General features: G+C 63.9%; 26 protein-coding genes. 7 read left to right on the top strand and 19 right to left on the bottom strand.

The genetic code is table 11. From position 1 onward, the window contains the following. Positions 1–35 precede the first annotated feature (35 nt). Positions 36–464, bottom strand: a complete 429-nt coding sequence (locus KI609_RS07840; RefSeq protein WP_226448790.1) for an Hsp20/alpha crystallin family protein — start codon at positions 462–464, stop codon at positions 36–38. A gap of 157 nt (positions 465–621) precedes the next feature. On the opposite strand from KI609_RS07840, the gene KI609_RS07845 reads away from it, so the two are divergent. Continuing rightward, a complete protein-coding gene (locus tag KI609_RS07845) occupies positions 622–3324 on the top strand; it encodes an ABC transporter permease (RefSeq protein ID WP_226450239.1) in 2703 nt (900 codons plus the stop codon). Positions 3325–3549: 225 nt separating this feature from the next. On the opposite strand, the gene KI609_RS07850 is transcribed toward KI609_RS07845, so the two are convergent. The 3 genes from KI609_RS07850 to mutL are packed head-to-tail and all read right to left on the bottom strand — an operon-like array spanning position 3550 to position 6308. Beyond that, positions 3550–3861: a hypothetical protein gene (locus KI609_RS07850; protein WP_226448792.1), complete on the bottom strand. Its 312-nt coding sequence runs from the start codon at positions 3859–3861 to the stop codon at positions 3550–3552. Between the two features lie 36 nt (positions 3862–3897). Then, positions 3898–4212 carry a hypothetical protein gene (locus KI609_RS07855; RefSeq protein WP_226448794.1) on the bottom strand — a complete coding sequence of 105 codons (315 nt, stop codon included), beginning with the start codon at positions 4210–4212 and terminating at the stop codon, positions 3898–3900. A gap of 38 nt (positions 4213–4250) precedes the next feature. Continuing rightward, positions 4251–6308, bottom strand: coding sequence for a DNA mismatch repair endonuclease MutL (gene mutL / locus KI609_RS07860; protein WP_226448796.1), 2058 nt, complete (start codon positions 6306–6308; stop codon positions 4251–4253). A 128-nt stretch (positions 6309–6436) separates the two neighbouring features. Between mutL and KI609_RS07865 the strand changes: the two genes are divergently transcribed. Beyond that, positions 6437–7087: a DedA family protein gene (locus tag KI609_RS07865; RefSeq protein ID WP_226448798.1), complete on the top strand. Its 651-nt coding sequence runs from the start codon at positions 6437–6439 to the stop codon at positions 7085–7087. Positions 7088–7231: 144 nt separating this feature from the next. Here the strand turns inward: KI609_RS07865 and KI609_RS07870 are convergent, their stop codons facing one another. The 5 genes from KI609_RS07870 to tsaE all read right to left on the bottom strand — a co-directional run bounded on the left by KI609_RS07870 (position 7232) and on the right by tsaE (position 10643). After that, positions 7232–7462: a glycine zipper 2TM domain-containing protein gene (locus KI609_RS07870; protein WP_226448800.1), complete on the bottom strand. Its 231-nt coding sequence runs from the start codon at positions 7460–7462 to the stop codon at positions 7232–7234. A 385-nt stretch (positions 7463–7847) separates the two neighbouring features. Beyond that, positions 7848–8180 carry a cupin domain-containing protein gene (locus KI609_RS07875; protein ID WP_226448802.1) on the bottom strand — a complete coding sequence of 111 codons (333 nt, stop codon included), beginning with the start codon at positions 8178–8180 and terminating at the stop codon, positions 7848–7850. Between the two features lie 249 nt (positions 8181–8429). Then, positions 8430–9911, bottom strand: coding sequence for an N-acetylmuramoyl-L-alanine amidase (locus tag KI609_RS07880; protein WP_226448804.1), 1482 nt, complete (start codon positions 9909–9911; stop codon positions 8430–8432). A gap of 4 nt (positions 9912–9915) precedes the next feature. Next, the gene (locus KI609_RS07885; RefSeq protein ID WP_226448806.1) at positions 9916–10104 is read right to left on the bottom strand and encodes a hypothetical protein; all 189 of its coding nucleotides are present in this window, start codon (positions 10102–10104) and stop codon (positions 9916–9918) included. After that, complete coding sequence (gene tsaE, locus KI609_RS07890) at positions 10101–10643, bottom strand: tRNA (adenosine(37)-N6)-threonylcarbamoyltransferase complex ATPase subunit type 1 TsaE (RefSeq protein WP_413463384.1); 543 nt, start codon at positions 10641–10643, stop codon at positions 10101–10103. The genes KI609_RS07885 and tsaE overlap by 4 nt, the downstream gene beginning before the upstream one ends. Positions 10644–10655: 12 nt before the next feature. On the opposite strand from tsaE, the gene queG reads away from it, so the two are divergent. Then, on the top strand, positions 10656–11708 hold the full coding sequence (gene queG / locus KI609_RS07895) for a tRNA epoxyqueuosine(34) reductase QueG (protein WP_226448816.1): 1053 nt from the start codon (positions 10656–10658) through the stop codon (positions 11706–11708). A gap of 132 nt (positions 11709–11840) precedes the next feature. On the opposite strand, the gene KI609_RS07900 is transcribed toward queG, so the two are convergent. Further along, positions 11841–12536, bottom strand: coding sequence for a GDSL-type esterase/lipase family protein (locus tag KI609_RS07900; RefSeq protein ID WP_226448819.1), 696 nt, complete (start codon positions 12534–12536; stop codon positions 11841–11843). Further along, positions 12533–13438 (bottom strand): AEC family transporter, encoded by a 906-nt coding sequence (locus KI609_RS07905; RefSeq protein WP_226448821.1) that lies wholly within the window; start codon positions 13436–13438, stop codon positions 12533–12535. The genes KI609_RS07900 and KI609_RS07905 overlap by 4 nt, the downstream gene beginning before the upstream one ends. Before the next feature lie 275 nt (positions 13439–13713). Between KI609_RS07905 and KI609_RS07910 the strand changes: the two genes are divergently transcribed. Next, the gene (locus KI609_RS07910; protein ID WP_226448823.1) at positions 13714–14676 is read left to right on the top strand and encodes a tripartite tricarboxylate transporter substrate binding protein BugE; all 963 of its coding nucleotides are present in this window, start codon (positions 13714–13716) and stop codon (positions 14674–14676) included. 135 nt (positions 14677–14811) lie between these two features. Next, complete coding sequence (gene xerD, locus KI609_RS07915) at positions 14812–15711, top strand: site-specific tyrosine recombinase XerD (protein ID WP_226448825.1); 900 nt, start codon at positions 14812–14814, stop codon at positions 15709–15711. 181 nt (positions 15712–15892) lie between these two features. Here xerD and KI609_RS07920 read toward each other — a convergent pair whose 3' ends face one another. From KI609_RS07920 to KI609_RS07930, 3 genes are all read right to left on the bottom strand, one after another. Further along, the gene (locus KI609_RS07920) at positions 15893–17173 is read right to left on the bottom strand and encodes an EAL and HDOD domain-containing protein (RefSeq protein WP_226448827.1); all 1281 of its coding nucleotides are present in this window, start codon (positions 17171–17173) and stop codon (positions 15893–15895) included. 282 nt (positions 17174–17455) lie between these two features. Further along, positions 17456–18721 carry an EAL and HDOD domain-containing protein gene (locus tag KI609_RS07925; protein WP_413463385.1) on the bottom strand — a complete coding sequence of 422 codons (1266 nt, stop codon included), beginning with the start codon at positions 18719–18721 and terminating at the stop codon, positions 17456–17458. Between the two features lie 89 nt (positions 18722–18810). After that, on the bottom strand, positions 18811–19614 hold the full coding sequence (locus KI609_RS07930) for a ferritin-like domain-containing protein (protein WP_226448829.1): 804 nt from the start codon (positions 19612–19614) through the stop codon (positions 18811–18813). A 109-nt stretch (positions 19615–19723) separates the two neighbouring features. Between KI609_RS07930 and KI609_RS07935 the strand changes: the two genes are divergently transcribed. Beyond that, positions 19724–20248 carry a gamma carbonic anhydrase family protein gene (locus tag KI609_RS07935; protein ID WP_226448831.1) on the top strand — a complete coding sequence of 175 codons (525 nt, stop codon included), beginning with the start codon at positions 19724–19726 and terminating at the stop codon, positions 20246–20248. A 208-nt stretch (positions 20249–20456) separates the two neighbouring features. Continuing rightward, positions 20457–21449 carry an Hsp33 family molecular chaperone HslO gene (locus KI609_RS07940; protein ID WP_226448833.1) on the top strand — a complete coding sequence of 331 codons (993 nt, stop codon included), beginning with the start codon at positions 20457–20459 and terminating at the stop codon, positions 21447–21449. Positions 21450–21628: 179 nt separating this feature from the next. Here KI609_RS07940 and KI609_RS07945 read toward each other — a convergent pair whose 3' ends face one another. From KI609_RS07945 to KI609_RS07965, 5 genes are read right to left on the bottom strand one after another with little or no spacing between them, the layout of a single operon-like run. Continuing rightward, on the bottom strand, positions 21629–22108 hold the full coding sequence (locus tag KI609_RS07945) for a hypothetical protein (protein ID WP_226448835.1): 480 nt from the start codon (positions 22106–22108) through the stop codon (positions 21629–21631). A 21-nt stretch (positions 22109–22129) separates the two neighbouring features. Next, complete coding sequence (locus KI609_RS07950) at positions 22130–22408, bottom strand: septum formation initiator family protein (RefSeq protein WP_226448837.1); 279 nt, start codon at positions 22406–22408, stop codon at positions 22130–22132. Positions 22409–22432: 24 nt separating this feature from the next. Beyond that, positions 22433–23719: a phosphopyruvate hydratase gene (gene eno / locus KI609_RS07955; RefSeq protein ID WP_226448839.1), complete on the bottom strand. Its 1287-nt coding sequence runs from the start codon at positions 23717–23719 to the stop codon at positions 22433–22435. Between the two features lie 19 nt (positions 23720–23738). After that, entirely contained in the window at positions 23739–24473 is a 735-nt protein-coding gene (locus KI609_RS07960) for a hypothetical protein (RefSeq protein WP_226448841.1), read from the bottom strand. Between the two features lie 20 nt (positions 24474–24493). Further along, the gene (locus tag KI609_RS07965) at positions 24494–24784 is read right to left on the bottom strand and encodes a DUF1330 domain-containing protein (protein ID WP_226448843.1); all 291 of its coding nucleotides are present in this window, start codon (positions 24782–24784) and stop codon (positions 24494–24496) included. Between the last annotated feature and the right edge of the window lies 1 nt (position 24785).

The raw sequence follows: 24785 nt of genomic DNA on the forward strand, positions 1-24785 counted from the left end.
ACTGACCGATGGCCGATGGCCGATGGCGGCAGGGCTTACTCGATATTCAACCGCTGCGCCGCCGTCCCCACCTTCTTGGGCAGGTTCAATGTCAGCACCCCGTTGTCATACTTGGCCTTGGCCTGGGCGGGGTCCACATCGGCGGGTAGCTGAAAGCTGCGGGCCACGGCACCGTAGTAGCGCTCCGAGCGCAGGGCCTTCTCGCCCTCGCGCTTTTCATCGTGCTGGCGCACTTCGGCGCGCAGGTTCACTACATTGCCGTCGAGCGACACATGGATGTCCTCCTTGGCCACGCCCGGCACCTCGGCCTGCACGGTGTAGCCACCTTCGGTTTCCTTCACGTCAATCTTGATCTGGCCGGGTGCGGGCAGGTTGTCGCCGTGCAGCGGACGCACGTAAAAACCCGGCGCAATGTCCTTGAAGAAGTCATCAAACAGACTGCCGCGTGTCACAAGAGAGTTCATGGAATTTGCTCCTGAAAAGGGAATGAACACAACTGGGCCTGCGCAGGAGTGCCGACCCTGCTTCCAAGATATGCGCCATCCCCCGGCGCTTCAAGGGGGTCTCAAACGCGGGGTTGATATGCATCAACAATCGCCGCACCGCACACCAACGGCCACAATGCAGGCCATGCTCGCGCTGCTTCGCACCTTCTCCTGGCAAGACCTGCGCCACCACCCCTGGCGCAGCGCGGCAGCGGTGGCGGCCGTGATGCTGGGCGTGGCGCTGGCGTTTGCCGTGCATGTGATCAATGCATCGGCGCTGGACGAGTTCTCGCAGGCCGTGCGGGCCGTCAACGGCCAACCCGACCTGGAGCTGCGCGCCATGCAGGGCAGCCTGCCGGAGGCTCTGTACGAGCGCCTGGCCACCGACCCGCAGGTGGCACGCGCCAGCCCGTTGCTGGAGCTGTCGGCCGTGGCGCTGGCAGCCACCACAACGGGCGCCAATGCAGCGGGCGCCAATGACCAGCCCCTTCGCACTCCCATCCGCGTGCTGGGCGCCGATGCACTGCTGCTGCCCACCACGGCCCCTGCGCTGGTGCCACGCCCCTGGGACAGCGCCGACCGGTTCGCCCTCTTCGCCCCCGCGACGGCGTTCCTCAACACGGCCGCGCTACAGGCACTGGGGCTGCCTGCCACTGCACCCGATGCATCGTCGCCCCTGCCCCGCCTCACGCTGCAGGTGGGCTTGCAACCGGCGCTCACCGTGCAGGTGGCAGGCACCGTGACCGCGGGCGGCGCGCCGCTGGCCGTGATGGACATCGGCGCCGCGCAAGACCTGTTTGGCCGCGCGGGCGCGCTCACCCGCATCGACCTGCAACTGCAGCCTGGCACCGACCGCGCCGCGTGGGAGGCCACACTGCGCGCGCAGCCCGGCTGGCCCGCCAACCTGGTGCTGGCGCAGCCCGGCGACGCCACCCAGCGCATCAGCAACCTGTCGCGCGCCTACCGGGTCAACCTGACGGTGCTGGCGCTGGTGGCGCTGTTCACCGGGGCGTTTCTGGTGTTCTCGGTGCTGGCACTCAGCGTGGCGCAGCGCGGGCCGCAGTTTGCGCTGCTGGCCGTGCTGGGCGCCACACCGCGCCAGCGGCTGGCGCTGGTGCTGGCAGAGTCGGCAGCCTTGGGCCTGCTGGGCAGTGTGCTGGGCATTGCACTGGGCACTGCGCTGGCAGCCACCGCATTGCAATTGCTGGGCGGCGACCTGGGTGGCGGCTACTTTGCGGGTGTGCGGCCCGCGCTGCAATGGAGCGCGCCCGCCGCCCTGGTGTACGGCGCACTCGGCGTGGCGGCCGCCTTGGCGGGCGGTTGGTGGCCCGCCCGCGCCGCACAGACCCTGCCTCCAGCCCAGACCCTGAAAGGCCTTGGCGCCGCAGCCAGCCAGGCGGACAAGGGCACGGTTGGTATCGTTTTGATAGCTACCGGGGCACTGTTGACTATCGCCCCACCCGTATTTGGTATCCCGCTGGCCGCGTATGTGGCCATCGCGCTGCTGCTGGTGGGCGGCATCGCCCTGCTGCCCTGGGGCATGGCACGGTTGCTGGCGTGGTTGCAGCCCCTGGCCGCACGCCATGCGCTGCCATTGCTGGCGCTGGAGCGCGCGCGGCGCATGCGGGGCAGCGCGGCCATCGCGGTGGGCGGCGTGGTCGCGTCCCTCAGCCTGGCCGTGGCGCTGACGGTGATGGTGTCCAGCTTTCGCGGCTCGGTCACGCAGTGGCTGGACGCGGTGCTGCCGTCGCCGCTGTATGTGCGCTCGGCCCTCAGTGCGGGCGGCGGCACAGGAGGCGCAGGCGGCAGTGAGGCAGCGTTACTGCCAGCAGGCTTTGCAGAAGCGGTGGGCCAGTTGCCAGGTCTGGACCGCGTGCAGCCCCTGCGCGCCAGCCCACTGCAGCTGTCCCCCACGCTGCCCGCCCTCACGGTGCTGAGCCGCCCGCTGGGCGATGAGCCAGCGCAGACCCTGCCGCTGGTGGGCGAGGCCCTGCCGGTGCCCCCCGGCCGGACGGGCGTGTACATCAGCGAAGCCGTGGTGGACCTGTACGGCCTGCGCCCCGGCATGGAGTGGCCTGCACTTTCCAAGGCTTTTAGCCCCCAAGCGCTAGAGAACCATGCGCCAGCAGCTATCTTTTACATAGCAGGTATCTGGCGCGACTACGCCCGGCAAACCGGCGCCGTGGTGATGGACCGCGCCGTGTGGCTGCGCCTGACCGGCGACGCCCGCACCAGCGACTTGGCCCTGTGGCCCAGCGAAGGCACCGATGTGTCGGCCTTGCAGGAATCCATCCGCGCGCTCGCTGCGACGCAAGCTGGCCGCCAACCCTCCACTGCGGCGAGTGCCACCACGGGCGACAGCAGCGAGGCACTGGTGGAATTCAGCTCCGCCGCCACCATCCGCGAGCGCTCGCTGCGCATCTTCGACCGTAGCTTCGCCGTCACCTACTGGCTGCAGGCCGTGGCCATCGGCATCGGCCTGTTCGGCGTGGCCGCCAGCTTCAGCGCCCAGGTGCTGGCACGGCGCAAGGAGTTTGGCTTGCTCGCCCATCTGGGCCTCACCCGGCGGCAGATTCTGACCGTGGTGGCAGGCGAAGGTGCTGCGTGGACGGCGGTGGGCGCGGCGGCGGGCGTGCTGCTGGGGCTGGCCGTGTCCGTGGTGCTGGTGCACGTGGTCAACCCGCAGAGTTTTCACTGGACGATGGATTTGGCGGTGCCGGGGGGGAGGTTGCTGGGGCTTTGTGCTGCGGTGATCGTGTCGGGGACTGTTACCGCTTGGTTGGCGGGACGGGCTGCAGCGGGGAGGGACGCGGTGATGGCGGTGAAGGAGGATTGGTGAAGCCCATCCGGCCTCTCACAACGAGCCTCGTTGCAACATCAACCAGCCATCTAAAAAGCTACGTTGCATGGTGCATGGTGCATGAAAGACGGACTTGCTTACCATGACTTTGAGACCACTACCTTTGACAGAGGATCCCTAGGGCGCTGTGACTCTGCGCGGCTTGCAGTCGTTGGCCGAATGGTATTGGTTGCGGCGACTCCGATGAATCGGGGTCGAATAGCGCTATCTTTTCTGCCCTGATTCAAAAGAGCCCGGGAGTGTCGGCGACCATTTCCGTGTTGGTTTCGGAGATTTCTTTATCGCCTTTTCGCAGGCGGAAATCTTGCTGATTAAATCAACTTGGGCGCACTCCATGCATGCTTTTCGTAGCTCTTCCTTGAGCCCTTTCAATGTCGCCCGCAGTGATGCAAGCAACTCTCTGCTCTTGGCATCCTGCTGGCTGCGCTTTTCCTGCTCCATCTTGGCGTAAACACTGGCCCGGTATTCAGGTGGAACGGATTTCAAGCGCCTGGCATCTTTTTTCAGACTGTTCATGTTGACGGCAGAAATGCGATTGGCCGCCCTGGGCAGTTACTTGATGCCATTTCTTTTCAAAAAATCAGTCTCTATTATTTTGTGCCAGAGCGGCTCAGCATTGGATTGCTTGGCCATAAGCTCAAGCTCTATGAATTTCAATAGCTGGAGGCGTGCTGTGGGATGGAGTTGGAAAAATTTCTCTATCGTCCAATTTTTGTATAGCCATCTAGCGGTTTCCTCGGCGACTGGGGAAATAGATGAACGGAACATTGACAAATCACTCTCGGCTTCCTTGACGGAGATGCTGTCAAGAGACCGTTGCTTATCTCTATCGCTGTATTCAGCAAACCATTCTGGACTCAGGCTCATGTGCGTTTCCTTTCTGTCAGGCTGTCCGGTGGATCGGTTTATCTTCCTCGCAGAAACAACGCGTCCAGCTCTTTCATCGACAGCTGCCGCCAGGTGGGGCGGCCATGGTTGCATTGGTCCGACCGGTCGGTGGTTTCCATCTGGCGCAGCAGGGCGTTCATTTCGTCGATGGTGAGCTTGCGGTTGGCGCGCACGGCACCGTGGCAGGCCATGGTGCCCAGGATTTCATTGCGGGCGCGCTGCACCACGGTGGTGGCGTCGTGCGCGGCCAGCTCGGCCAACACGCTGCGGGCCAGTTCCACCGGGTCGCCTTGCGCCAGGGTGGTGGGCACGGCGCGCACGGCCAGGGTTTTGGGCGAGAACGGCACCACTTCCAGCCCCAGCGTGGCCAGCACCTCGGCCGAGTCTTCGGCGGTGGCCACCTCTTGTGGCGTGGCGGCAAAGGTGGCAGGGATCAGCAGCGGCTGGCTGGCAATGCGCGCGCCGCTGTCCACCTGCGCCTTCAGGCGCTCGTACACGATGCGCTCGTGGGCGGCGTGCATGTCGACGACGACCATGCCCTGGGCGTTTTCGGCCAGGATGTAGACGCCGTGTAATTGAGCCACTGCGCGGCCCAAAGGCCATGTGGCCTCGTGGCCGAAGGTATCGTTGGGGTGGGCGTTGGGCCCGGTGATGCCCATTGCGCTTTCGGCACTGGCTGCGCCCGTGGCGCTGGGTATTCTTGCCGGGCCCGATGGCAGAGCGAAAACGCCCGCACCACCGCCGCCCAGGTCTTGAGAGGGTAACTGCGGTGTGTCGCTGCCCCCGCCCACCAGTGCATCGGTTGGCGACGGTGTACTGGCGGGCAGGCTGTCTTTGCGCGGCCCCCATAGCGCCTGCAGATCGGCGACATGGTGGCCACGTTCTTCAAATTTCATAGCTGCTTGCGCTTGCCACATAAGCGCTGGCGCCTGTTTTTGTTTGAAATATTCGGCGCCTCCATTGCCAGGCCCGGTTTCTGGCGCCACTGCTGCGGCTGCCGCCAAGGCCGCCGCACGCGGTGCGGCCAGCGCGTTTTCAACCGCGTGGCGCACGGCCTGGTGCACCTCGCGGCTGTCGCGAAAGCGCACCTCGATCTTGGTGGGGTGCACGTTCACGTCCACCCGGGCGGGGTCGATCTCCACATACAGCGCATACACGGGCTGCTTGTGGCCGTGCAGCACGTCTTCATAAGCGCTGCGCGCCGCATGGGTGAGCACCTTGTCGCGCACAAAGCGGCCGTTCACATAACAGTATTGGTGATCCGCCCGCGAGCGCGCGGCATCGGGCAGACCGGCCCGGCCGGTGACGGTGACTGGGCCCGCGCGGTGCTGAACGGCCACCGACTGCGTGACGAAGTCTTCGCCCAACACGTCAGACAGGCGCCGGGCCAGTGCGTCCTGTGCATCGCCCTGACCGGGCACGAAGGTGGCGCGCCACTGCTCCACCAGCTTGCCTTCGTGCCAGATGGCAAAACCCACGTCGGGCCGCGCCAGCGCATGCCGGCGCACCGATTCAATGCAATGCGCCAGCTCGGTGGCGTCGGTCTTCAAAAACTTGCGGCGCGCGGGGGTGGAGAAGAACAGCTCTTTCACCTCCACCGTCGTGCCCGTGCTGCGCGCGGCGGGGCGCAGCTCGCCACTGCGGGCGTCCAGCAAAAACGCATTGGCTTGGGCCACAGGGCGCGAGAGCAGCGACATCTCCGAGACCGACGCAATGGCCGCCAGTGCCTCGCCCCGAAAACCCATGGTGGCCACGGTTTCCAGGTCGCTCAGGTTGGTGATCTTGCTGGTGGCATGGCGGCGCAAGGCCACCGGCAGCTCCTCTTGCGGGATGCCCCCGCCATCGTCTTCCACCATGATCAGCCGCACACCCCCGGCAGACAGGCGCACCGTGATTTGTGTAGCGCCTGCGTCCAGCGCGTTGTCCACCAGCTCGCGCACCACCGAGGCGGGGCGCTCCACCACTTCGCCGGCCGCAATCTGGCTGATGAGTTCGTCGGGCAGGTCGCGGATGGGGCGGCGCGGGCAAGCGGAGGAGGGCTGTGCCGCTGCAAGGGATGGGTTGGTGTCGTTCACCTGGCAGATTTTAGGGCGGGGCAGCACAGGGGGCGCAAGGGTATCGGCGTGTAAGGGCGCCGGGTGGGGATAATGCGCGCTGCTTTTTAACGCCCTCTTAGCGCCTGGCCCACGGCGCCACACCCTCCATGGAACTTGTCACTTTTCTGATCGACTTCATCCTGCATGTGGACAAGTATCTGGAAACGTTCGTGCAGACCTACGGCATGTGGGTGTACGCGCTGCTGTTCCTGATCGTGTTCATTGAAACCGGCGTGGTTGTCATGCCCTTTTTGCCGGGGGATTCGCTCTTGTTCATCGTGGGCGCGTTGTGTGGCGCGGGGATGATGAGCTTTTCGCTCGCCTGTGCGGTGCTGATCGCGGCGGCGGTCCTGGGGGACCAGTGCAACTATTCAATAGGCCGGTTTTTTGGGCCCAAGGTGTTTCAGTGGGAGGACTCGCGCTGGTTCAATCGCCGTGCCTTCGACCAGGCGCATGCGTTTTATGAGCGCTACGGTGGCATCACCATCATCCTCGCGCGCTTCATGCCGTTCATTCGTACCTTTGCCCCCTTTGTGGCCGGGGTGGCCGCAATGGGCCGCGGCAAGTTCACGGGTTTCAATGTGGCAGGTGCGTTGCTGTGGGTGCTGGGCATCTGCACGGCGGGCTACTTCTTTGGCAACTTTGCTTGGGTGAAGCTCCACCTGGACAAGATCATCTGGGCCATGATTTTCATTCCGGGCCTGATCGCCATCTTTGGCGCCTGGCGGGCCGGGCGGGCGGCCAAAACGGCGACCTGATTTTTTGCTATCAAAAAAATAGCTGCTGGCGCTTGTTGTGAAAGCGCCAGCAGCTCTTTTTGATAGTGCTCCTTTGGCCCCCGCAAAGTGGGGCGTCGGGGCTTTCGGTCGCACGCTGCTGCGGCCGAGGGGGCGTGGTTTGATTTAACGGCGACGTTGGTCGCGGTCCTCGCCAATTTCATGGCCCACCAGCGCGCCAGCTGCTGCGCCCCCGATAGTGCCTACCGGTCCGCCAAAGATGGCATTGCCAGCCACGCCACCGACCACGGCACCGACGCCCGTGCCGACTTGGGTGTTGCTGGGATTGGAAGCGCAACCACCCAGGGCAAGGGCTGCAGTGCAAGTGGTGGCGAGGAGGATGTGACGGATTTTCATGGCAAGAGTCCTTTGTGATGTGGAATCAGGCCTTGTGGGGCAGCGGCGGGTGCTGCTGAACTCGACCTGTGCCTTGACTATGTACCGACCCGGCAGGGGCGCGGCGTAGGCAGCGGCACGTGGCGCTTGTAGGACACCTGGCCCCATGCGCGCTCGGGTGCCTTGGTCCATGGGGTGTTCCACAGGGAGATAAGGGCCTCCGCGTAGGCGTTGCGTGGCCAAGGCGGTGTTGCCGATCTGTGCGTCAGAGCACATCACCCCTTTGCAAAAAAGATACCTGTCACGGTGAGACACATCGACCAGTCACTAACGTCAGCACGCGCCCGCACCCGCGCCCGCCCGCAGCTCGGGGTCGCCGCACACCACCGCAGCGCAGCAGATCGGGCTAGGCGGGCCGCAGGCACATCGTGACCAGCAGGGATGCGGGCTCGATCGCCGTTAGGCCATGCAGTGCGCGAGGCGCGAGGTGCACAAAATCGCCTGTGCGCAGATGCTGGGTGTGGCCGTCGCTCACGAATTCCACCACGCCTTCGAGGCATTGCACAGTGGCTTCGCCAGAAATTTGGTGCTCGCGCATGGACTTGCCTGTGGGCAAGATCACGCGGATCACTTCCAGTTGGCCGGCCTTCAAGATGGCCGTGGAGGTGTTTTCAGAAAGGCGATCACCCAGCGGGAGAACGCTGACGATCTGGCCTGATTGGGCGTGGGGTTGTGCCATGGGTTTCTCCTTGATAACGGACCGACACGCATCGGGGTCGTTTGGCCGTTGTGGTGGGTCACTGTGCCTGCACTTGCAGCAGGGTGCAAGGCCACCGCATCGAGGGGGAGGCGGTGCAAGGATAAGGAGGCAAGGGCCGGCCAAGGCGTGGGGGGCACCACTATGCCAAGGCACGCGCGCGGCTGGTGGCGGCGCCATCGCCCCGCTCTTGGCGCGCATCTTGGCGCACCTTGGCGCAGTTTCTGAGACTTAGACCGAGCGGCTGCGAGCCAACGGGGGATTCTTGGCAAAGTAGCGTGTGATGCCGCGCATCAGGGCATTGGCCAGCTGCTCTTGGTAGGCGCTGCTGCGCAGGCGCTTTTCTTCGTCAGGGTTGCTGATGAAAGCGGTCTCCACCAGCACACTGGGAATGTCAGGGGCCTTGAGCACGGCAAAACCCGCCTGTTCCACGCGCGGCTTGTGCAGCTTGCCGACGTTACCGATCTCGCCGAGCAACACGGTGCCCAGCTTGAGGCTGTCATTGATTTGTGCGGTGGTGCTCATGTCGAGCAGCGCGCGCTGCACATGCTGGTCTTTGGACTGCACGTTGATGCCGCCCACCAGATCGGCCTGGTTCTCCTTGTTCGCCAGCCAGCGGGCCGCCGTGCTGGACGCACCGCCCTGGCTCAGTGCAAACACACTGGCGCCCCGTGCGTCGGGGTTCGTGAAGGCGTCCGCATGAATGCTCACGAACAGGTCGGCCTGCACGCGCCGGGCCTTTTGCACGCGGGTGCCCAGGGGCACGAAGTAGTCGCCGTCGCGCGTGAGGTAGGCGCGCATGGGGTTGCCGCCCACGGTGGTGGCGTTGATGCGGTCGCGCAGCAGGTGGGCCACGCGCAGCACCACGTCTTTCTCGCGCGTGCCAGCGGGGCCGATGGCGCCGGGGTCTTCGCCGCCATGGCCAGGGTCCAGCGCCACGATGATGATGCGGTCGGTTTCTGTGGCGGTAGCGCGATTGTTGGCAGCGCGTGGGGTCGCCGTGGGGGCCGGTGACGCGGGTGGTGGTGGCGCCACGGGTGCTGCAGCCACCACGGGCGGCGGGGCGCTGGGCGAGGCGGTGTTGGAGAGGGGACTGCCGGGGCTGGCGTTGCGCTGTGCAATCAGGTCGCCCAGCGGGTCTTGGCCGGCTGGCGGCGTGGTGTTGCGCTCAGTCCGGCCGAGGGGCGTTGGGGCGGGTGCCGGGGCAAACGCCGTGGGCGAGGTGGTGGGCGCTTCACGCAGCCGCTCGGCAATCAGTGCTTCCAGCGGGTCCACCGGCGCTGCGGGGTACAGGTCAAACACCAGACGGTGCCGGTAGGCCGCCACGGGGGGCAGGGTGAACACCTGCGGCATGGCCGCCTGTTTGAGGTCCACCACCAGGCGCACCACGCCGGGCGCGTTCTGGCCCACGCGGATGCCTGCGATGTTCGGGTCGTCGGGTTTGACCTTGGCCACCAGCTCACGCAGCTCGGGGCTCAGGTCGATGCCTTCGATGTCCACGGCCAGGCGGGGTGGCGTGGTCACGAAAAACTGCTTGGCCACCAGCGCTCCATCGGATTCGATGGTGACGCGCGAGTACTCGGGTGCGGGCCAGACGCGCACCGCCACGATGGTGGCGCCGCGCGCGATCTGCTGGGTGCCCAGCAGCAGGACCAAGCTGCCCGCCTGCAAAACGGCGCGGCGAGAGGGCGCTGGTGGGGGGCGGCGGCTCATGCGTTCACTCCCTTCCGATCATCCATTGCGCAGCCCATGAAACTGGCGCGGCCCACGCCAACGTCAACGCCAGCGCCAGCGCCAGCGCACCCGTAGAACCGGCTTTGCCGGGCCACTGGGTGTGTCCCACTCCCGCGTCGCGCAGCGGGGCGAGAGAGGGGGACGACGCGATGCGGCTCAGGGGGTGTTTCATTTCAGTCCTTGCAGCAAGCTGCACCCTGCAGGGGTGTGGGCATGCAGTGTGACTTTCCTTTCGGTGTCATCAATTGCTTCAATGTGTATAGCAAGGTCGGCAAGCGGTGTAAGCGCTGCAGCCTTTTCCGGCCATTCTGCCACCTTGAGGCCGGGGTTGGCAAAAATGTCCCTGAAACCGGCGTCTTCCCACTCGCGGGGGTCGTCAAAGCGGTAAAAGTCAAAGTGCCAGATGGCGACGCCCGGTGTTTCGTGGGGCTCCACCACCGCATAGGTGGGGCTCTTGATGCGCCCCTGCACACCCATTGCCCTCAGCAGGTGCCGCACCAGCGTGGTCTTGCCGGCGCCCAGGTCGCCGTGCAAGGTGATGAAGGCATTGCCAATGCCGGGTTGGGCGGCAAGTTGGCGTGCGAAGGCGTCTGTGTCGTCCTCGCTGTGCCAGGTGGCATGGCGCGTGGTGGCGCAGGCGTGATCGATTGCTTGATCGGCAGCGGGTGCGCCGGTTTCTACAATCGGGTCAGTATGTGGTGCAACAGTCAACTCGTTCCTCAAATGCAGGAGTGGGCCCGCGAACTGGGATTTTCCCAAATCGGCGTGGCGGGGGTAGACCTGTCTGCCGCAGAGCCCGGCCTTGCGGCCTGGCTCGCGCAGGGGTTTCATGGTGACATGCATTACATGGCATCACACGGCCTCAAGCGGGCGCGGCCCTCTGAGCTCGTGCCCGGCACCGTGAGCGTGATCACGGCACGCATGGATTATTTGCCGCGCGACACGGGTCAGCGCGCGCAGGAGCAGGGTTGGCAAGCATTCGAGATGGGCCGCCTCGCCCGCCCGCACGAGGGCATTGTGTCGGTCTATGCCCGGGGGCGCGATTATCACAAGGTGCTGCGTGCGCGCCTGCAAAAACTGAGCGACCGCATCGCCGAGGCGATTGGCCCCTTCGGGCACCGCGTGTTCACCGACTCGGCGCCGGTGCTTGAAGCCGAGCTGGCCTCGCGCAGTGGCCAGGGCTGGCGCGGCAAACACACGCTGGTGCTCAACCGCGAGGCGGGGTCCACGTTTTTCCTGGGTGAAATCTATGTGGACATGGCCTTGCCGCCGAGTGCCCCCGTGACGGCGCACTGCGGCAGCTGCACGGCCTGTATAGATGTGTGCCCCACGCAGGCCATCATTGCGCCGCACCGGCTGGATGCGCGGCGCTGCATCTCGTACCTGACCATCGAACACCCAGGCCCCATCCCGCTGGAGCTGCGGCCCCTGCTGGCCAATCGCATCTACGGCTGCGATGACTGCCAGCTCATCTGCCCCTGGAACAAGTTCGCCCAGGTCAGCCGCTTGCCCGATTTTGACGAGCGCAAGGGCCTGTCGGGCCAGCAACTGGTGCACCTGTTTGCATGGGATGAGGCCACTTTCTTGCGCATGACCGAAGGCGGCCCCATCCGCCGCATTGGCCATGAGCGCTGGCTGCGCAATGTGGCGGTGGCATTGGGCAACGCGCTGCACGCCACCGGCGACCCGGCTTTGCGCGCCGCGCTGCACTCGCGCGCAGAAGACACAAGCGTGCTGGTGCGCGAGCATGTGGCCTGGGCCCTGGGTTTTGAATGAAATTGGCCGATAGCGCTTATGGGTAAAGCGCTAGTGGCTATAAAAAAATGAGCGTTGAGATGCGAATGGCTGGTGGGCGTTAACGCTTGTCCAGCCTTTCGCTTTTTTGTGCTTTTTGAGCGTTTCAGGCGCTCACACCAGCAAACCGCTGTCTTTGAGCGTGCCCACCAGCCCCTGCACAAACTGTGCATACCCCGCTGCGTTGGCATGCACGGTGTCTGCGCGCAGCCGCTCGTTGGCCAGCACGGTCGACCAGCCTTTGCGATGCAGCGGTATCTTGAGTTCGTCGGCAAGCTCTTCGTACATCGGGTGGTCGCTCAAGCGGCCCGCCGCCGCCATCAGTGATAGCTCGGGCACGGCTACCAGCAGCACCTGGGCGCCGCTGGCCTGGGCGTCGGTGCAGATCTGGCGAACGTGTGTGCGGGTGGTGGATGCGTTTTGTCGGCGCAGAAAATCGTTGCCCCCAATGCTCACGATCACCAGTGCGGGCTGGTGTGTTTGCAGCAGCGCGGGCAACCGGGCCAGTGCCTGGGCCGAGGTGTCGCCCGACACGCCTGCGTTGACGACCTTCCACTCCGTCAGGCCCTGCAGCACTGCGGGATAGGCCGCGTCGGGCGACGCGCCCACGCCAGAGGTCAGCGAATCGCCCAGTGCCAGCACGCTCGCCCCTGCCGCAATGGCCTGGGCCTTGGGCGGCTTGCGACCACAGGCCACTAGCGCGGGCAGACCAGCGGCGAGCAGCGTGACCCCTAGCAGTTGGCGGCGTGCGAGATCGGGATGCGGAGCAGGCGCTGCACGTGTGGTAGGTGTGGTGGACGTGGTGTTCATCGCAAGAATCCCAAGGCAAATGGCAGGCTCACCACGCCCAGCAAGGTGGACAGCGTCACTAGCCCTGCCACATACGGCCCGTTGTAGCCCATGCGTGCTGCCAGCACGTAGCAGGTGGACGCGGTGGGCAGCGCAGAAAAAGCCAGCAGCACCGTGGTTTGTACGGCATCCAGCCGAAAAAGAAGGGCCATCAAGAACGCCAGCAAGGGCTGCACCAGATGGCGAATGGCCAGCACACACACGCTCAGTGTTTTGCCGCGTGTGAGCAGCCCAAACTGCAGGCCGGCACCGGCGGCCATCAGCCCCAGCGCCAGCGATGCAGCGCTGATGCGGCTGACCGTGGGCAGCGCCCACTCGGGGATGGTGAACCCCAGCAGGTTGGCCACGAGCCCCGAGCCCGTGGCGATGATCAGCGGGTTGCGCAACAGCTCGCGCGCAAAGCTGTGGTGGCCGTGCCGCGCCATGGGCCACACGGCAGCCACGTTGAACAGCGGCACACACACGCCGATCAACACCGCGATCATCAGCAGGCCCTGGGCACCGGCCAGCCGCTCGGCAATGGCCAGGCCGATGAACGAGTTGAACCGAAAGGCCACCTGCGCACTGGCGGCGTGGTCGCGCACATCCAGGCGCTTGCCGAGCCACGGCCAGTGCGGCAGGCTGTACGCCAGTGCAATGCCGCTGACACCCGACAACAGGCCCGCAGCGATCAGGCCCGACGCAGCGCCCACGTCCACCGGGCTTTTGACGATGGACTGGAACAGCAGCACCGGGAAAAGCAGGTAGTACACCAGGCTCTCCACCGGCTGCCACACCGAGCGGTTGAGTGCGGTGTACCGGCAGATCAGGTAGCCGAAAAGGATGAGGGAAAAATCGGGGAGCAGAAGCTGGGCGTAGTTCACGCACCGAGAATACTTGATGCATGGCAAGCTCTTGGGGCACTGCTGGAGGCGGCCGCTGGATGTGCCAGCCAGCACGTGCTGGCAGGTGCATGGCGTTGTATGCAATGGTGGTGCGCGCAACGGGGTCACCGGGCAGCAAGCCACCGCGCATTGACGCGATAGCAAGCGATCAGCGCCGTGTCTAGGGTTAGCCCTTATGTGGAATCCGCAGGGCATTTTGGCGTGCATTGCGCATACCATCCAGGCTGTTTGTCACCCCCATAAAGGAGAACTCAATGCATCGTCGTCAATGGTTTGCGCTGACACTGGCTGTGGCTGCTGGCTCTGCAGCGGCACAAGGCTACCCCAACAAGGTGATCCGCCTGATCGTGCCTTTTGCACCGGGTGGCACCACCGACATCGTCGCGCGCGTGATCGCCGACCCGCTGGGCAAGGCGCTGGGCCAGACCGTGATTGTGGACAACAAGGCCGGTGGTGGCGGCATCGTGGGTGCCGCCGAGCTGGTCCGGGCCAACCCGGACGGCTACACGCTGGGGGTGGCCACGGTGTCCACCACGGCGGCCAACCCGGCCATCAACCCCAAGACGCCCTACAACCCGCTGACGGACTTCACGCCCATCATCAACATTGCGGCGACCCCCAACATCATTGCGGTCAACCCTGCCTTTCCGGCCAAGGACTACAAGTCGTTTGTGGCCGAGCTCAAGAAGTCGCCCGGCAAATATTCTTATTCCTCGTCGGGCACGGGCGGCATTGGTCACCTGCAGATGGAGCTGTATAAGAATCTGTCCAACACCTTCGTCACGCACATTCCGTACCGTGGTGCGGGCCCGGCGCTGAACGACACCGTGGCGGGCCAGGTGCCGATGATTTTTGACAACCTGCCGTCGGCCCTGCCATTCATCCGGGAAAACCGCCTGGTGCCGATTGTGGTGGCCGCACCGCATCGCGTGGCCGCGTTGCCCAATGTGCCTACCTTCAAGGAGCTCGGCCTGGAGCCCGTGAATCGCATGGCTTACTACGGCATCGTGGGCCCCAAGGGTTTGCCCAAGGACATCGTTGACAAGATCAACGCCGGCGTGCGCAAAGCCCTGGAAGATGCGGCCGTGAAAAAACGCATCGAAGACACGGGCTCCCTGGTTGTCGGCAATACGCCTGAGCAGTTTGCCGAGCAGATCAAGGCCGAATTCGCCGTCTACAAAGACGTGGTGGTCAAGCAGAAGCTGACGCTGGAATAATCGACCGGCGCTTTTGCTCGCAAAAAGCAACCCACGCCGCCCAAGCTACCCACGCCGCCCAAGCTACCCAAGCCGCCCAAGCTACCCAAGCCGCCCGTTTTTCGCGGGCGGCTTTTTTACGTGCTATGTTTTTGCATGCTTATACCCAGCGCTGATGCCATAGATGCTTTTGTCGACGCCCTGTGGCTGGAAGACGGCCTGTCGCGCAACACGCTGGCCGCCTACCGGCGCGACCTCACGCTGTATGCGCAGTGGCTGGCAGAGCAGCAACCCCCGCTGGTGCTGGACGAGACCGCCGAGCACCACCTGCAGGGCTACTTCGCCGCGCGGCATGCACAAACCCGTGCCACGTCGGCCAATCGGCGCCTGACAGTGCTGCGGCGCTACTTTCACTGGGCGCTGCGTGAGCGGCGCACCAGCGCCGACCCCACCTTGCGGCTCACGGCGGCCCGCCAGCCTCTGCGTGTGCCCAAGACGCTTTCGCAGGCCCAGGTAGAGGCCCTGCTGATGGCGCCCGATCTGGGCAATCCGCTGGGTTTGCGCGACCGCACCATGCTGGAGCTGATGTATGCCAGTGGGCTGCGGGTGAGCGAGCTGGTCACGCTCAAGACGTTTCAGCTGGGGCTCAACGAAGGCGTACTTCGGGTGATGGGCAAAGGCAGCAAGGAGCGCCTGGTGCCATTTGGCGAAGAGGCCCGCCAGTGGCTCAACCGGTATCTGGCCGAGGCGCGGGGCACCATTTTGGGAGGGCAGCAAACCGACGACCTGTTCGTTACCCATCGCGGCAGCGGCATGACGCGGGCGATGTTCTGGGTCATCGTCAAAAAATGGGCCCACGTGGCTGGCATCTTGGTGCCGCTGTCGCCCCACACGTTGCGCCATGCATTCGCCACGCACTTGCTCAACCACGGCGCAGACCTGCGTGTGGTGCAGTTGCTGCTGGGCCATGCGGATATTTCCACCACCACCATCTACACCCATGTGGCGCGGGAGCGGCTCAAGTCCCTGCATGCCGAGCACCACCCGCGTGGGTAAGAAAAAGCCAAAAGCGCCGCGCCTCGCATGCGCCCTTTGCGCGCGGGCAAAAATGCAACAGGCCCTGCGATAGCCAGGGCCTGATGAAAAGCACGAAGACAACGAAGGTCCATCGCGACGGGAAAAGCCGGCCCGGTGGCGACCTGCGGCCTTGTGACCTGTCGCCCCGCGCGACGCAGGCCTAGTCTTCGTTCAGGCTCTCTGCCCAGGTGAGTGCTTGCAGGTGGGCCCAGTTCACCTGGCGGTTGGACAGGTGCAAGGCTTCGGCATTTTTGGCGAAGGCGGCTTCATCGCCACTTTCGCAGGCGCGGGTCAGCTCCAGGAAGGGGGCAAACACGCCGGTGCCACGCAGCAAGGCATCCATCACGGGTTCGGGCAGGGCCACGGATTCGAGAGCCTTCTCCAGCGGCACGCCCAGCATGGTGTCCAGCAGCGAGAACACGCCCACCACGAAGGCGTTGTCGCATTCCTCGGGCGGCAGCAGCTCGGCAGCCAGCAGCTCCATCAACCGGCCGCGCACCACGGCAGTCTGGCCCACTGCGGGTGGCGCACCACCGGCGCGGGAGGTGGTCATGAGCAGGGCGGCCCAACGGAAGAGCTTCTTGAGCCCCAAAATCATCACCGCATGCCGGAACGACGTGATTTCGCACGACAGCCCGAACCCTGACGAGTTGATGAACCGCAGCAAGTTGAAAGACAGCGTGGGGTCTTTTTTGAGCAGGTCTTCGATCTCGCCCGTGCTGGCTTGCTTGCGCACCAGGTTGATGAGCTGAATGATGGTGGCCTGTGAAGGGCGGATCGTGGTGGCCTTCACAAGCGACGGGCGCGCAAACCAGTAGCCCTGGAACAGCTTGACCCCGAGGTCGCGCATCAGTTCGTATTGCTCGGCGGTTTCTACTTTTTCAGCGACCAGCGTGGCCTTGCTGTGGGTCGTGGCAAATTTGACCAGGGGCCCCGCGAGTTCAGGCTTGAAGGCCTGCATGTCGAGCTTGATGAACGCTGCCAGCGGCAGCCAGCTGGTGTAGGCACGGCGCAATGCCTGTTGGTCAAAGGCCAACCGAAAGCCGCGTGTGCGCAGGGCCTCCAGTGTGGGTATGCGGCCTTCGATTTCTTCGGGCGTTGCGCTTTCGGGCAGGGGGGGGACTTCCAGTACGACCTTGTCGGGGTGGATCAGCTCAAGGTGCCCCCCTGAAAGGCTGTCGTGGGTACAGTTGATGAAGACGGTTTTTTTGCCCACCAGCGCTTCGGTGCCCGCGTAGGACAGGGCGTTGAACAGCAGCGCGGCATCGCTGGCTGCCGTGTGCGAGTCCGAAGCGGTGGATCGGTCAAACAGCTCGTAGCCATAGACGGCACGGGCTTCGTCCACGATGGCCTGGCGGGCGATGATGGCAAGGTTTTCGTCTACGGGCTCAACTGCCGGAGGTGCGTCTTGCGTGGCGTCTGATTCAGGTGTGCTCGACATGAGGTCCGCTGTAGTGAAGATCGGGGTCTGAGAGGCGGTCGGGCTTGGAAGGCGTCGGTGGAAGAAGCACCCCTGTGGTCTGCTTTTTCTCCGTCTTCGTGCCCCATGGCCGGGCCATGGGGCTGCGAACCCGGCAAAAACTGTCCTCAACGGGGGCAATGTTTGCTGATCGACGCTCCAAGCCCGACGGCCTTCAGACCGATTCTAGACTGGTGCGCTTCAGAAGCGAACCACTGCTTGGCAATCCAGGCCAATGGCCCGCGCTGTGAGCGACGGTGCCGTTCAATCTGCGATCTGGTCAGCCCAGGCCAGCGCCTGCAGGTGCGCCAGGTTGATCTGCGAGCTCGACAGGTGCAGCAGGTGTGCCGTGCGGTCAAAAACGACGTCATCGCTGGATTCGCAGGCTTCGGCCAGCGTCAGGAGCGATCCGAGGAAGCCTTCGCGCCGCAACAGCGCAGCCGCGACTGGTTCGGGCACATGCAGCAGCCCCACGGCGGTTTCCATGGGCATGGACAGCATCACATCAAGCAGCGAGAAAATGCCCACCACAAACGCCTGATCGGCTTCTTCGGGGGGCAGGGTTTCCAGTGCGAGCAGCTCCATGAGGCGCCCCCGTACCACAGCGGTTTGCCCGACAGAAGAAGGCGTGCCGCTGGAGCGCGACGTGGTCAGCAGCAGCGCCGCCCAGCGGAACAGTTTTTTAAGCCCCATGAGCAACACCGCCTGGCGAAACGACGTGATGTCGCGTGACAAGCCAAACCCGGCGGAGTTGATCAGCCGCATCAGATTGAACGCCAAACCTGCGTCCTTCTTGAGCACTTCTTCAATGTCGTCGGTGCTGGCCTGTTTGCGCACCTGGTTGATCAGTTCGATGATGCTGGTTTGCGATGGGGTGAGGAGCTTGGCTTCGACCAGTGCCGGGCGCGCGAACCAGTAGCCCTGAAACATTTGCACGCCCTGGCTCGACACCATGTCGTATTGCTGGGCGGTTTCCACTTTTTCAGCGATCAGCTCGGCCTTGGAATGGCGCCCGGCATAGCTGATCAACACCGCCAACTGATCCGGTGCGAGCGCCGACAGGTCCAGCTTGATGTAATCGGCCAGAGGCAGCCATGGCGCATAGGCCGACTGCAGCACGGTGTGGTTGAACGCCAGATGAAAACCCCGCTCGCGCAGCTCGGCCAGGATGGGCATGCGGGTGGTCACTTCTTCGGCTGCCGTGTGGCCCAGGGGGGGGATTTCCAGGACCACCTTGTCGGGGTCTACCAGTTCCAGGTGTCCTCCGGACAGGCTTTCGTGCGTGCAATTGACGAAGATGAGTTTTTTGCCCACCAGCTCGTCGGTGCCCGCGTGCGACAGCGCGGTGAACACCAGAATCACATCGGTGGCGGCCGTGTGGGCTGCGCCGCTGCGCGAACGGTTAAACAGCTCATAGCCGACCACGACCTGCTGCGCATTCACGATGGCCTGCCGGGCAATCATGGCCACCGAGGTCTGGTTGCCGGGCGGTGGCGCGGGGGAGTGTCCCTGGAGCGAAGGTGTGGTCATGGGTGTTTTCTTGTAACGTGAAGCGGTCGCACGGTGTGCAGGTCGCTGCGGATTGTAGGAGTCGCCATAAGAACCAGCAGATGGACTGTTTACCCCTGCTGGAGCCAGCGCAGTTCGGTCTCGGTGAAACCTGCGCTGCGGCGCGCGGCATCGTTGAACGGGGGCTTCAGGCGCGGGGCTTCGTAGTGTTTGACCAGGGTTGCGTAGTGCGTTTCAGGGTTTTGTCCCGCGCGTTCGCACAGCCAGCGGTACCAGTGGTTGCCAATGGCGACGTGCCCGACCTCATCGTGCAGGATGGTGTCGAGAATGGCGACCGCCGCCAGCGCATCGGGTGTACCGACCTGGCGCAGCTTGGCCTGGATGAGTGGGGTGGCATCCAGGCCGCGGGCTTCCATCGTGCGTGGTACGAGCGCCATGCGCGCCAGGACATCGTGGTTGGTTTTTTCGCACATCGTCCACAGGCCCTGGTGGGCAGGGAAGTCGCCATAGTCATGCCCCTGGCTGCGCAGGTGGTCGCGCAGCAGCCGAAAGTGCTGGGCCTCCTCGGCGGCCACCCGCATCCAGTCGGTGTAGTAGGCGCGTGGCATGCCGCCAAAGCGCCAGACGGCGTCAAGCGCCAGGTTGATGGCATTGAATTCGATGTGGGCAATAGCGTGGATCAACACGGCACGCCCTTCGGGCGTGGCGGGGGAGCGGCGTGCCAGCTCGTTGTGGCGCAAAAGCACGGGGCGCTCGGGGTGGCCTGGCAGCACACTGGGTTCAGCGGGGCCTTCGGGTGTGCAGGATGCTATTGAAAGTGTAGCTGCTTGCGCATATAGATCAAGCGCGGCGGCCGCTTTTTGTTCAGGGTCTGCAAGGCACAAGACCTGCAATGCACGTTGGCGAAGCTCCATCCTTACAATTCTAGGCCCTGCCATTGGCATCGAGGCGCGCGCTTTGTAACCACTGGCGATTCAGGGCTGGCACTGCAGAGTGAGCCCTTCCATTTTTCTGGAGTGGTGTATGGCAATTTACGAATTCGAAGGGGTGGCTCCGCAGATCGCGGAGTCGGCCTGGGTGGCCGACTCCGCGCAGGTGATGGGCAACGTGGTGTTGGGCGAAGACACGAGTGTGTGGTTTGGCACCGTGGTGCGCGGCGACACGGACAGCATCACCATTGGCGCGGGCTCCAATATTCAGGATGCGAGTGTGCTGCATGCCGACTTTGGCATGCCCCTGGTGGTGGGCAAGCGTGTGACGGTGGGCCACCAGGTCATGCTGCACGGCTGCACGATCGGAGACGAGTCGCTGATCGGTATCGGGGCGATTGTGCTCAATGGCGCAAAGATCGGGCGCAACTGTCTTGTGGGTGCGGGTGCGCTGGTCACCGAAGGCAAGGAGTTCCCCGACGGCTCCATGATCATCGGCAGCCCGGCCAAGGCGGTGCGTGCGCTGACCCCCGAGCAGATCGAAGGCCTGCGCCAGAGTGCGCAGCATTACATCGACAACGCACGCCGCTTTCAAAACGGCTTGCACAAAATCGGCTGAAATCATTGAAGCACCCCCTCAGCCGCTTCGCGTCTTCCCCCTCTATCGCTCCGCTGCGCGGTGCGGGAGGGGGACGCACCCGGTGGCCTGGCCAAGCCAGTTCCACGGGTGCACTGGCTTGGCCGCGCCGGTTTAGCGGGCTGCTGGCGGTGTGCAATGCGATGGATTGCATCTCCTGAGTGTCGGTAATTTTCTGGGGATTTTTTGCGTGTCTGAACTTCACAAGTTTCTTTTTGATGGCCTGCCTGTGCGCGGCATGATCGTGCGCCTGACCGATGCCTGGACCGATATCCTCGCCCGCCGTGCCGGCAATTCCAGCACGGGCGCGTATCCCCCGCCAGTGAGCGAGTTGCTGGGTGAAATGGCCGCTGCCGGTGTGTTGATGCAGTCCAACATCAAGTTCAACGGTGCGCTGGTGTTGCAGGTGTTTGGCGACGGGCCCGTGAAGCTGGCCGTGGCCGAAGTGCAGTCGGACCTGAGCCTGCGTGCCACCGCCACCATCATTGGCGAGGTGCCCGAGAACGCACGCCTGAGCCACATGGTGAATGTGGGCGGTGGGGGCCGCTGCGCCATCACGCTGGACCCCAAGGACCGCCACCCTGGCCAGCAGCCCTACCAGGGCGTGGTGCCGCTGCACGGCGACCACCACGAAAAGCTGGACCGCCTGTCGGACGTGCTGCAGCACTACATGCTGCAGTCCGAGCAGCTCGACACGGTGCTGGTGTTGGGCGCCAATGACAAGGTGGCTGCGGGCCTGTTGATACAGCGCATGCCCATCAAGGGTGAAGGCAATCTGTCCGAGGGCCTTTCGCACCGTGACAACGAAGACCAGATCGGGCACAACGAAGACTACAACCGCATCGCCCACCTGGCGGCCAGCCTGACCCGCGAGGAGTTGCTGACCCTGGATGTGGACACCATCATGCGGCGGCTTTTCTGGGAAGAAAAACTGCTGCGCTTCGAGTCCCAGCAAGGCGCCAGTGGACCGCGATTTGCTTGCAGTTGCAGCCGCGAGCGCGTGAGCAACATGCTGCGCAGCCTGGGGGTGGAAGAGGCCGAGAGCATTCTTGCCGAGCGCGAGGACATCGAGGTGGCCTGCGAGTTCTGTGGCCAGCAGTACCGCTTTGACGCCGTGGATGCCGCGCTGATTTTTGTGGCACCCGCAGTGAGCCAGCCACCGGGGCCTACAGGGATCCAGTAGTCGCAACACCAGCAGCGGATGGGACCAGCGGATGGGCACTGCGGATGGGCACTGCGGATGGGGCTGGCCGCTGCTGTTCGTCGTTGACCATCCATCGCTGACAATGCCCCGCGCCAACCCTGCCTGAAACCCATCGCGCTGAGAGCCCGGCGACCCCCACGGGTTCGGCCTTTTGTGGATCAGGTCGTTGACGTGTCCCGCCCCGTCAACGCCGTGAACAGGCGGTGCTCACATTCAGGATCACTGCATTTCTCGCAGTTCCAGGCGCGCAGTCGGGCTGTTCTGGGGCTGGAATCTGGTTTAAAATGGCCTCTGGCGCCTGTTCTGTAAGCGCTAGTAGCTATGTTTTTAATAGCTGCCAAAGCGTTCTCGATGCGCCGTTCGTCTTGCCCATACACCACGCGATAGACCCTGCCGGCATGCGCCAGTGCTGCGCGTAAATGGGCGTCAGCGGCTTCGCGTGCCTGCTGTTGTTCGGGGGGACAGGGCAGGTCCAGCCCCATCAGCAGCGTGAGCGTGGCCTGGGGGCAGTCGTCGGGTGCTGCGGCGCAGGCGATCTTCGCCGCGTCGGGCGCAATGAGCCGCTGCAGATCCTGCGCGAGGGCTGCGGCCCCGGTGCCTGGCGCGCCCAGCAAGGCAATGGTCGGCGGGGCAGACACGGGAGCAGGAAAAACCGCGCCTCAGCGCGGTGTGAACTGCACGTAGATCTCGTTGGGCTTGACCATGCCCAACTCGCTGCGTGCCTTTTCTTCCACCATGTCCAGCCCCTCCTTGAGGTCATGTACCTCGGAGATCAGGCGTTCATTGGCCTGGCGCGCCTGGTCATTGGCGGACTTCTGCCTGTCGATCTTGTGCTGCATTTCATGCACGCGCGGCACGCTGCCCCGCCCCAGCCACAGCTGTGCATGCACAACGGCCAGCAATGCCAGCAAGATGGCAGGGACGATGCGTGAGACCATGGCTCGGCGCGGGCCCGCGTGTTATCAACGCAGGTTATAGAACGCAGCGCGGCCGGGGTACTGGGCGATGTCACCCAGGTCTTCTTCGATGCGCAGCAGCTGGTTGTACTTGGCGATGCGGTCCGAGCGGCTCAGCGAGCCGGTCTTGATCTGGCCCGCGTTGGTGCCCACTGCGATGTCGGCAATGGTGCTGTCTTCGGTTTCGCCCGAGCGGTGCGAGATCACGGCGGTGTAGCCGGCGCGCTTGGCCATCTCGATGGCGGCGAAGGTTTCGGTCAGCGTGCCGATCTGGTTGATCTTGATCAGGATCGAGTTGGCGATGCGCTTGTCGATGCCTTCCTTCAGGATCTTGGTGTTGGTCACGAACAGGTCGTCACCCACCAGCTGCACCTTGTCGCCCAGGCGTTCGGTCAGGTGCTTCCAGCCGTCCCAATCGCCTTCGTGCATGCCGTCTTCGATGCTGATGATGGGGTACTTGTCCACCCAGGCCGCCAGCATGTCGGTCCATTGCTGGGCCGTGAGCTTGAGGCCGCCTTCGCCTTCGAGCACATACATGCCGTCCTTGTAGAACTCGCTCGCAGCGCAGTCCAGGCCCAGGGCGATCTGGTCGCCTGCGGTGTAGCCGGCGGCTTCGATGGCTTGCAGAATCAGTTGGATGGCCGCCTCGTGGTTCTCTACGCTGGGGGCAAAGCCACCTTCGTCGCCCACGGCCGTGCTCATGCCCTTGTCGTGGATGATCTTCTTGAGTGCGTGGAACACTTCGGCACCCCAGCGAACGGCTTCGCGGAAGGTGGGAGCGCCCACCGGGATGATCATGAACTCTTGCAGGTCCAGGCTGTTGTTGGCGTGTGCGCCGCCATTGATCACGTTCATCATGGGCACGGGCAACTGCACGCTGCCCATGCCACCCAGGTAACGGTACAGCGGCAAGCCAGACTCTTCGGCGGCAGCGCGGGCCACGGCCATCGACACCGCCAGCATCGCGTTGGCGCCCAGGCGGCTCTTGTTCTCGGTGCCGTCGAGGTCGATCAGGGTCTTGTCCAGGAAGGCCTGCTCGGAGGCATCCAGGCCCAGCACGGCTTCGCTGATCTCGGTGTTGATGTATTCCACGGCCTTGAGCACGCCCTTGCCCAGGTAACGGCTCTTGTCGCCGTCACGCATTTCAATGGCTTCGCGGCTGCCGGTGGAAGCGCCAGACGGCACGGCGGCCCGGCCCATCACGCCCGATTCGAGCAACACGTCGCATTCGACGGTGGGGTTTCCTCGGCTGTCCAGAATCTCGCGACCTACGATGTCAACGATTGCACTCATGTTTACTCACTCTCAAGGTTTAAAGATCTTTGATGGCGACGCCGTTGAGTTCGCCTGATTGAAGGACGCGCTTGGAACCGTCGGCAAGAGTGCGGCGAATGACCAAACTGCGATACCACCATTCCGACGTTTGAGAATCTAGATACTCGAACTTGCAGGCGGGGAAAGTACCAGCGGGTGTAGTGATGCGTTCAATGGTAACGAACTTAATCGTGTCCTGCCGCCTGTAAGGTTGCGGTCCTGTGTTGGGCGGTAAAGGGCCAACTTCTCTCGTTCCAGTACCAATGAACGTACGAGTCTCGCCAGGCGACATTTCCGCACGTCGATCCTCGAGGGGGGGCGAATACCGAGTAGTTGTGAGTGTTAGTGCGCCCTGTGCCGCCACGGTGGCATATTGGGCCACGATGCCAGGGGCCAGCGGTTTCAAATATCGCGTGACACCACTGACAGTCGTGTTGTAGGTGACTTCCTGGAACTCGATGAGGTTAGTAACGCCGGCGTAACTGCTGTTGGTTGAGCGCACCTCGCCAGTCGTTTCGATCGTGCGAGAATCATTTTCCAAGTATTTCAAGGAGTATTTGGCATTCTCCGCATATATGCTGTTGTCAAAACAGATGTCTTTGGTCAGGACCAGCGGCGGTGGCGTCTCGCCACTGCCTCCGTCGCCGCACGCTGTAAGTACTAGCAGTGACGCGGCAGCCATGATCATGGCGGGAAGGCGTGAAGAATACGAGCGGTTTATTTCAATTGTCATAGTAGCGCTCCTTAAATTAACTAAACACCTTCGACACACACCATGCGCATGACGGCCGCGCCTTCGCGAGCTGCCTTGGCTTTTTGGTATTCGGGTGTGTCGTAGAAGGCGCGGGCCGCTTCAAAGCTCGCGAACTTGAGAATCACGGTGCGTCCCGGGTTCCAGTCGCCCTCCAGCACTTCCACCTTGCCGCCGCGCACGCACACTTCAGCGCCGTGGACTTGCATGGCCAGCGTGCTCCACTTGCGGTACTCCTCGTACTGCGTGGGGTTGGTGACGGTGACGGATGCGATGACGTAACCACTGCTCATG

It is taken from the genome of Acidovorax radicis, from assembly GCF_020510705.1.
Taxonomy (GTDB): Bacteria; Pseudomonadota; Gammaproteobacteria; order Burkholderiales; family Burkholderiaceae_C; genus Acidovorax; species Acidovorax radicis_A.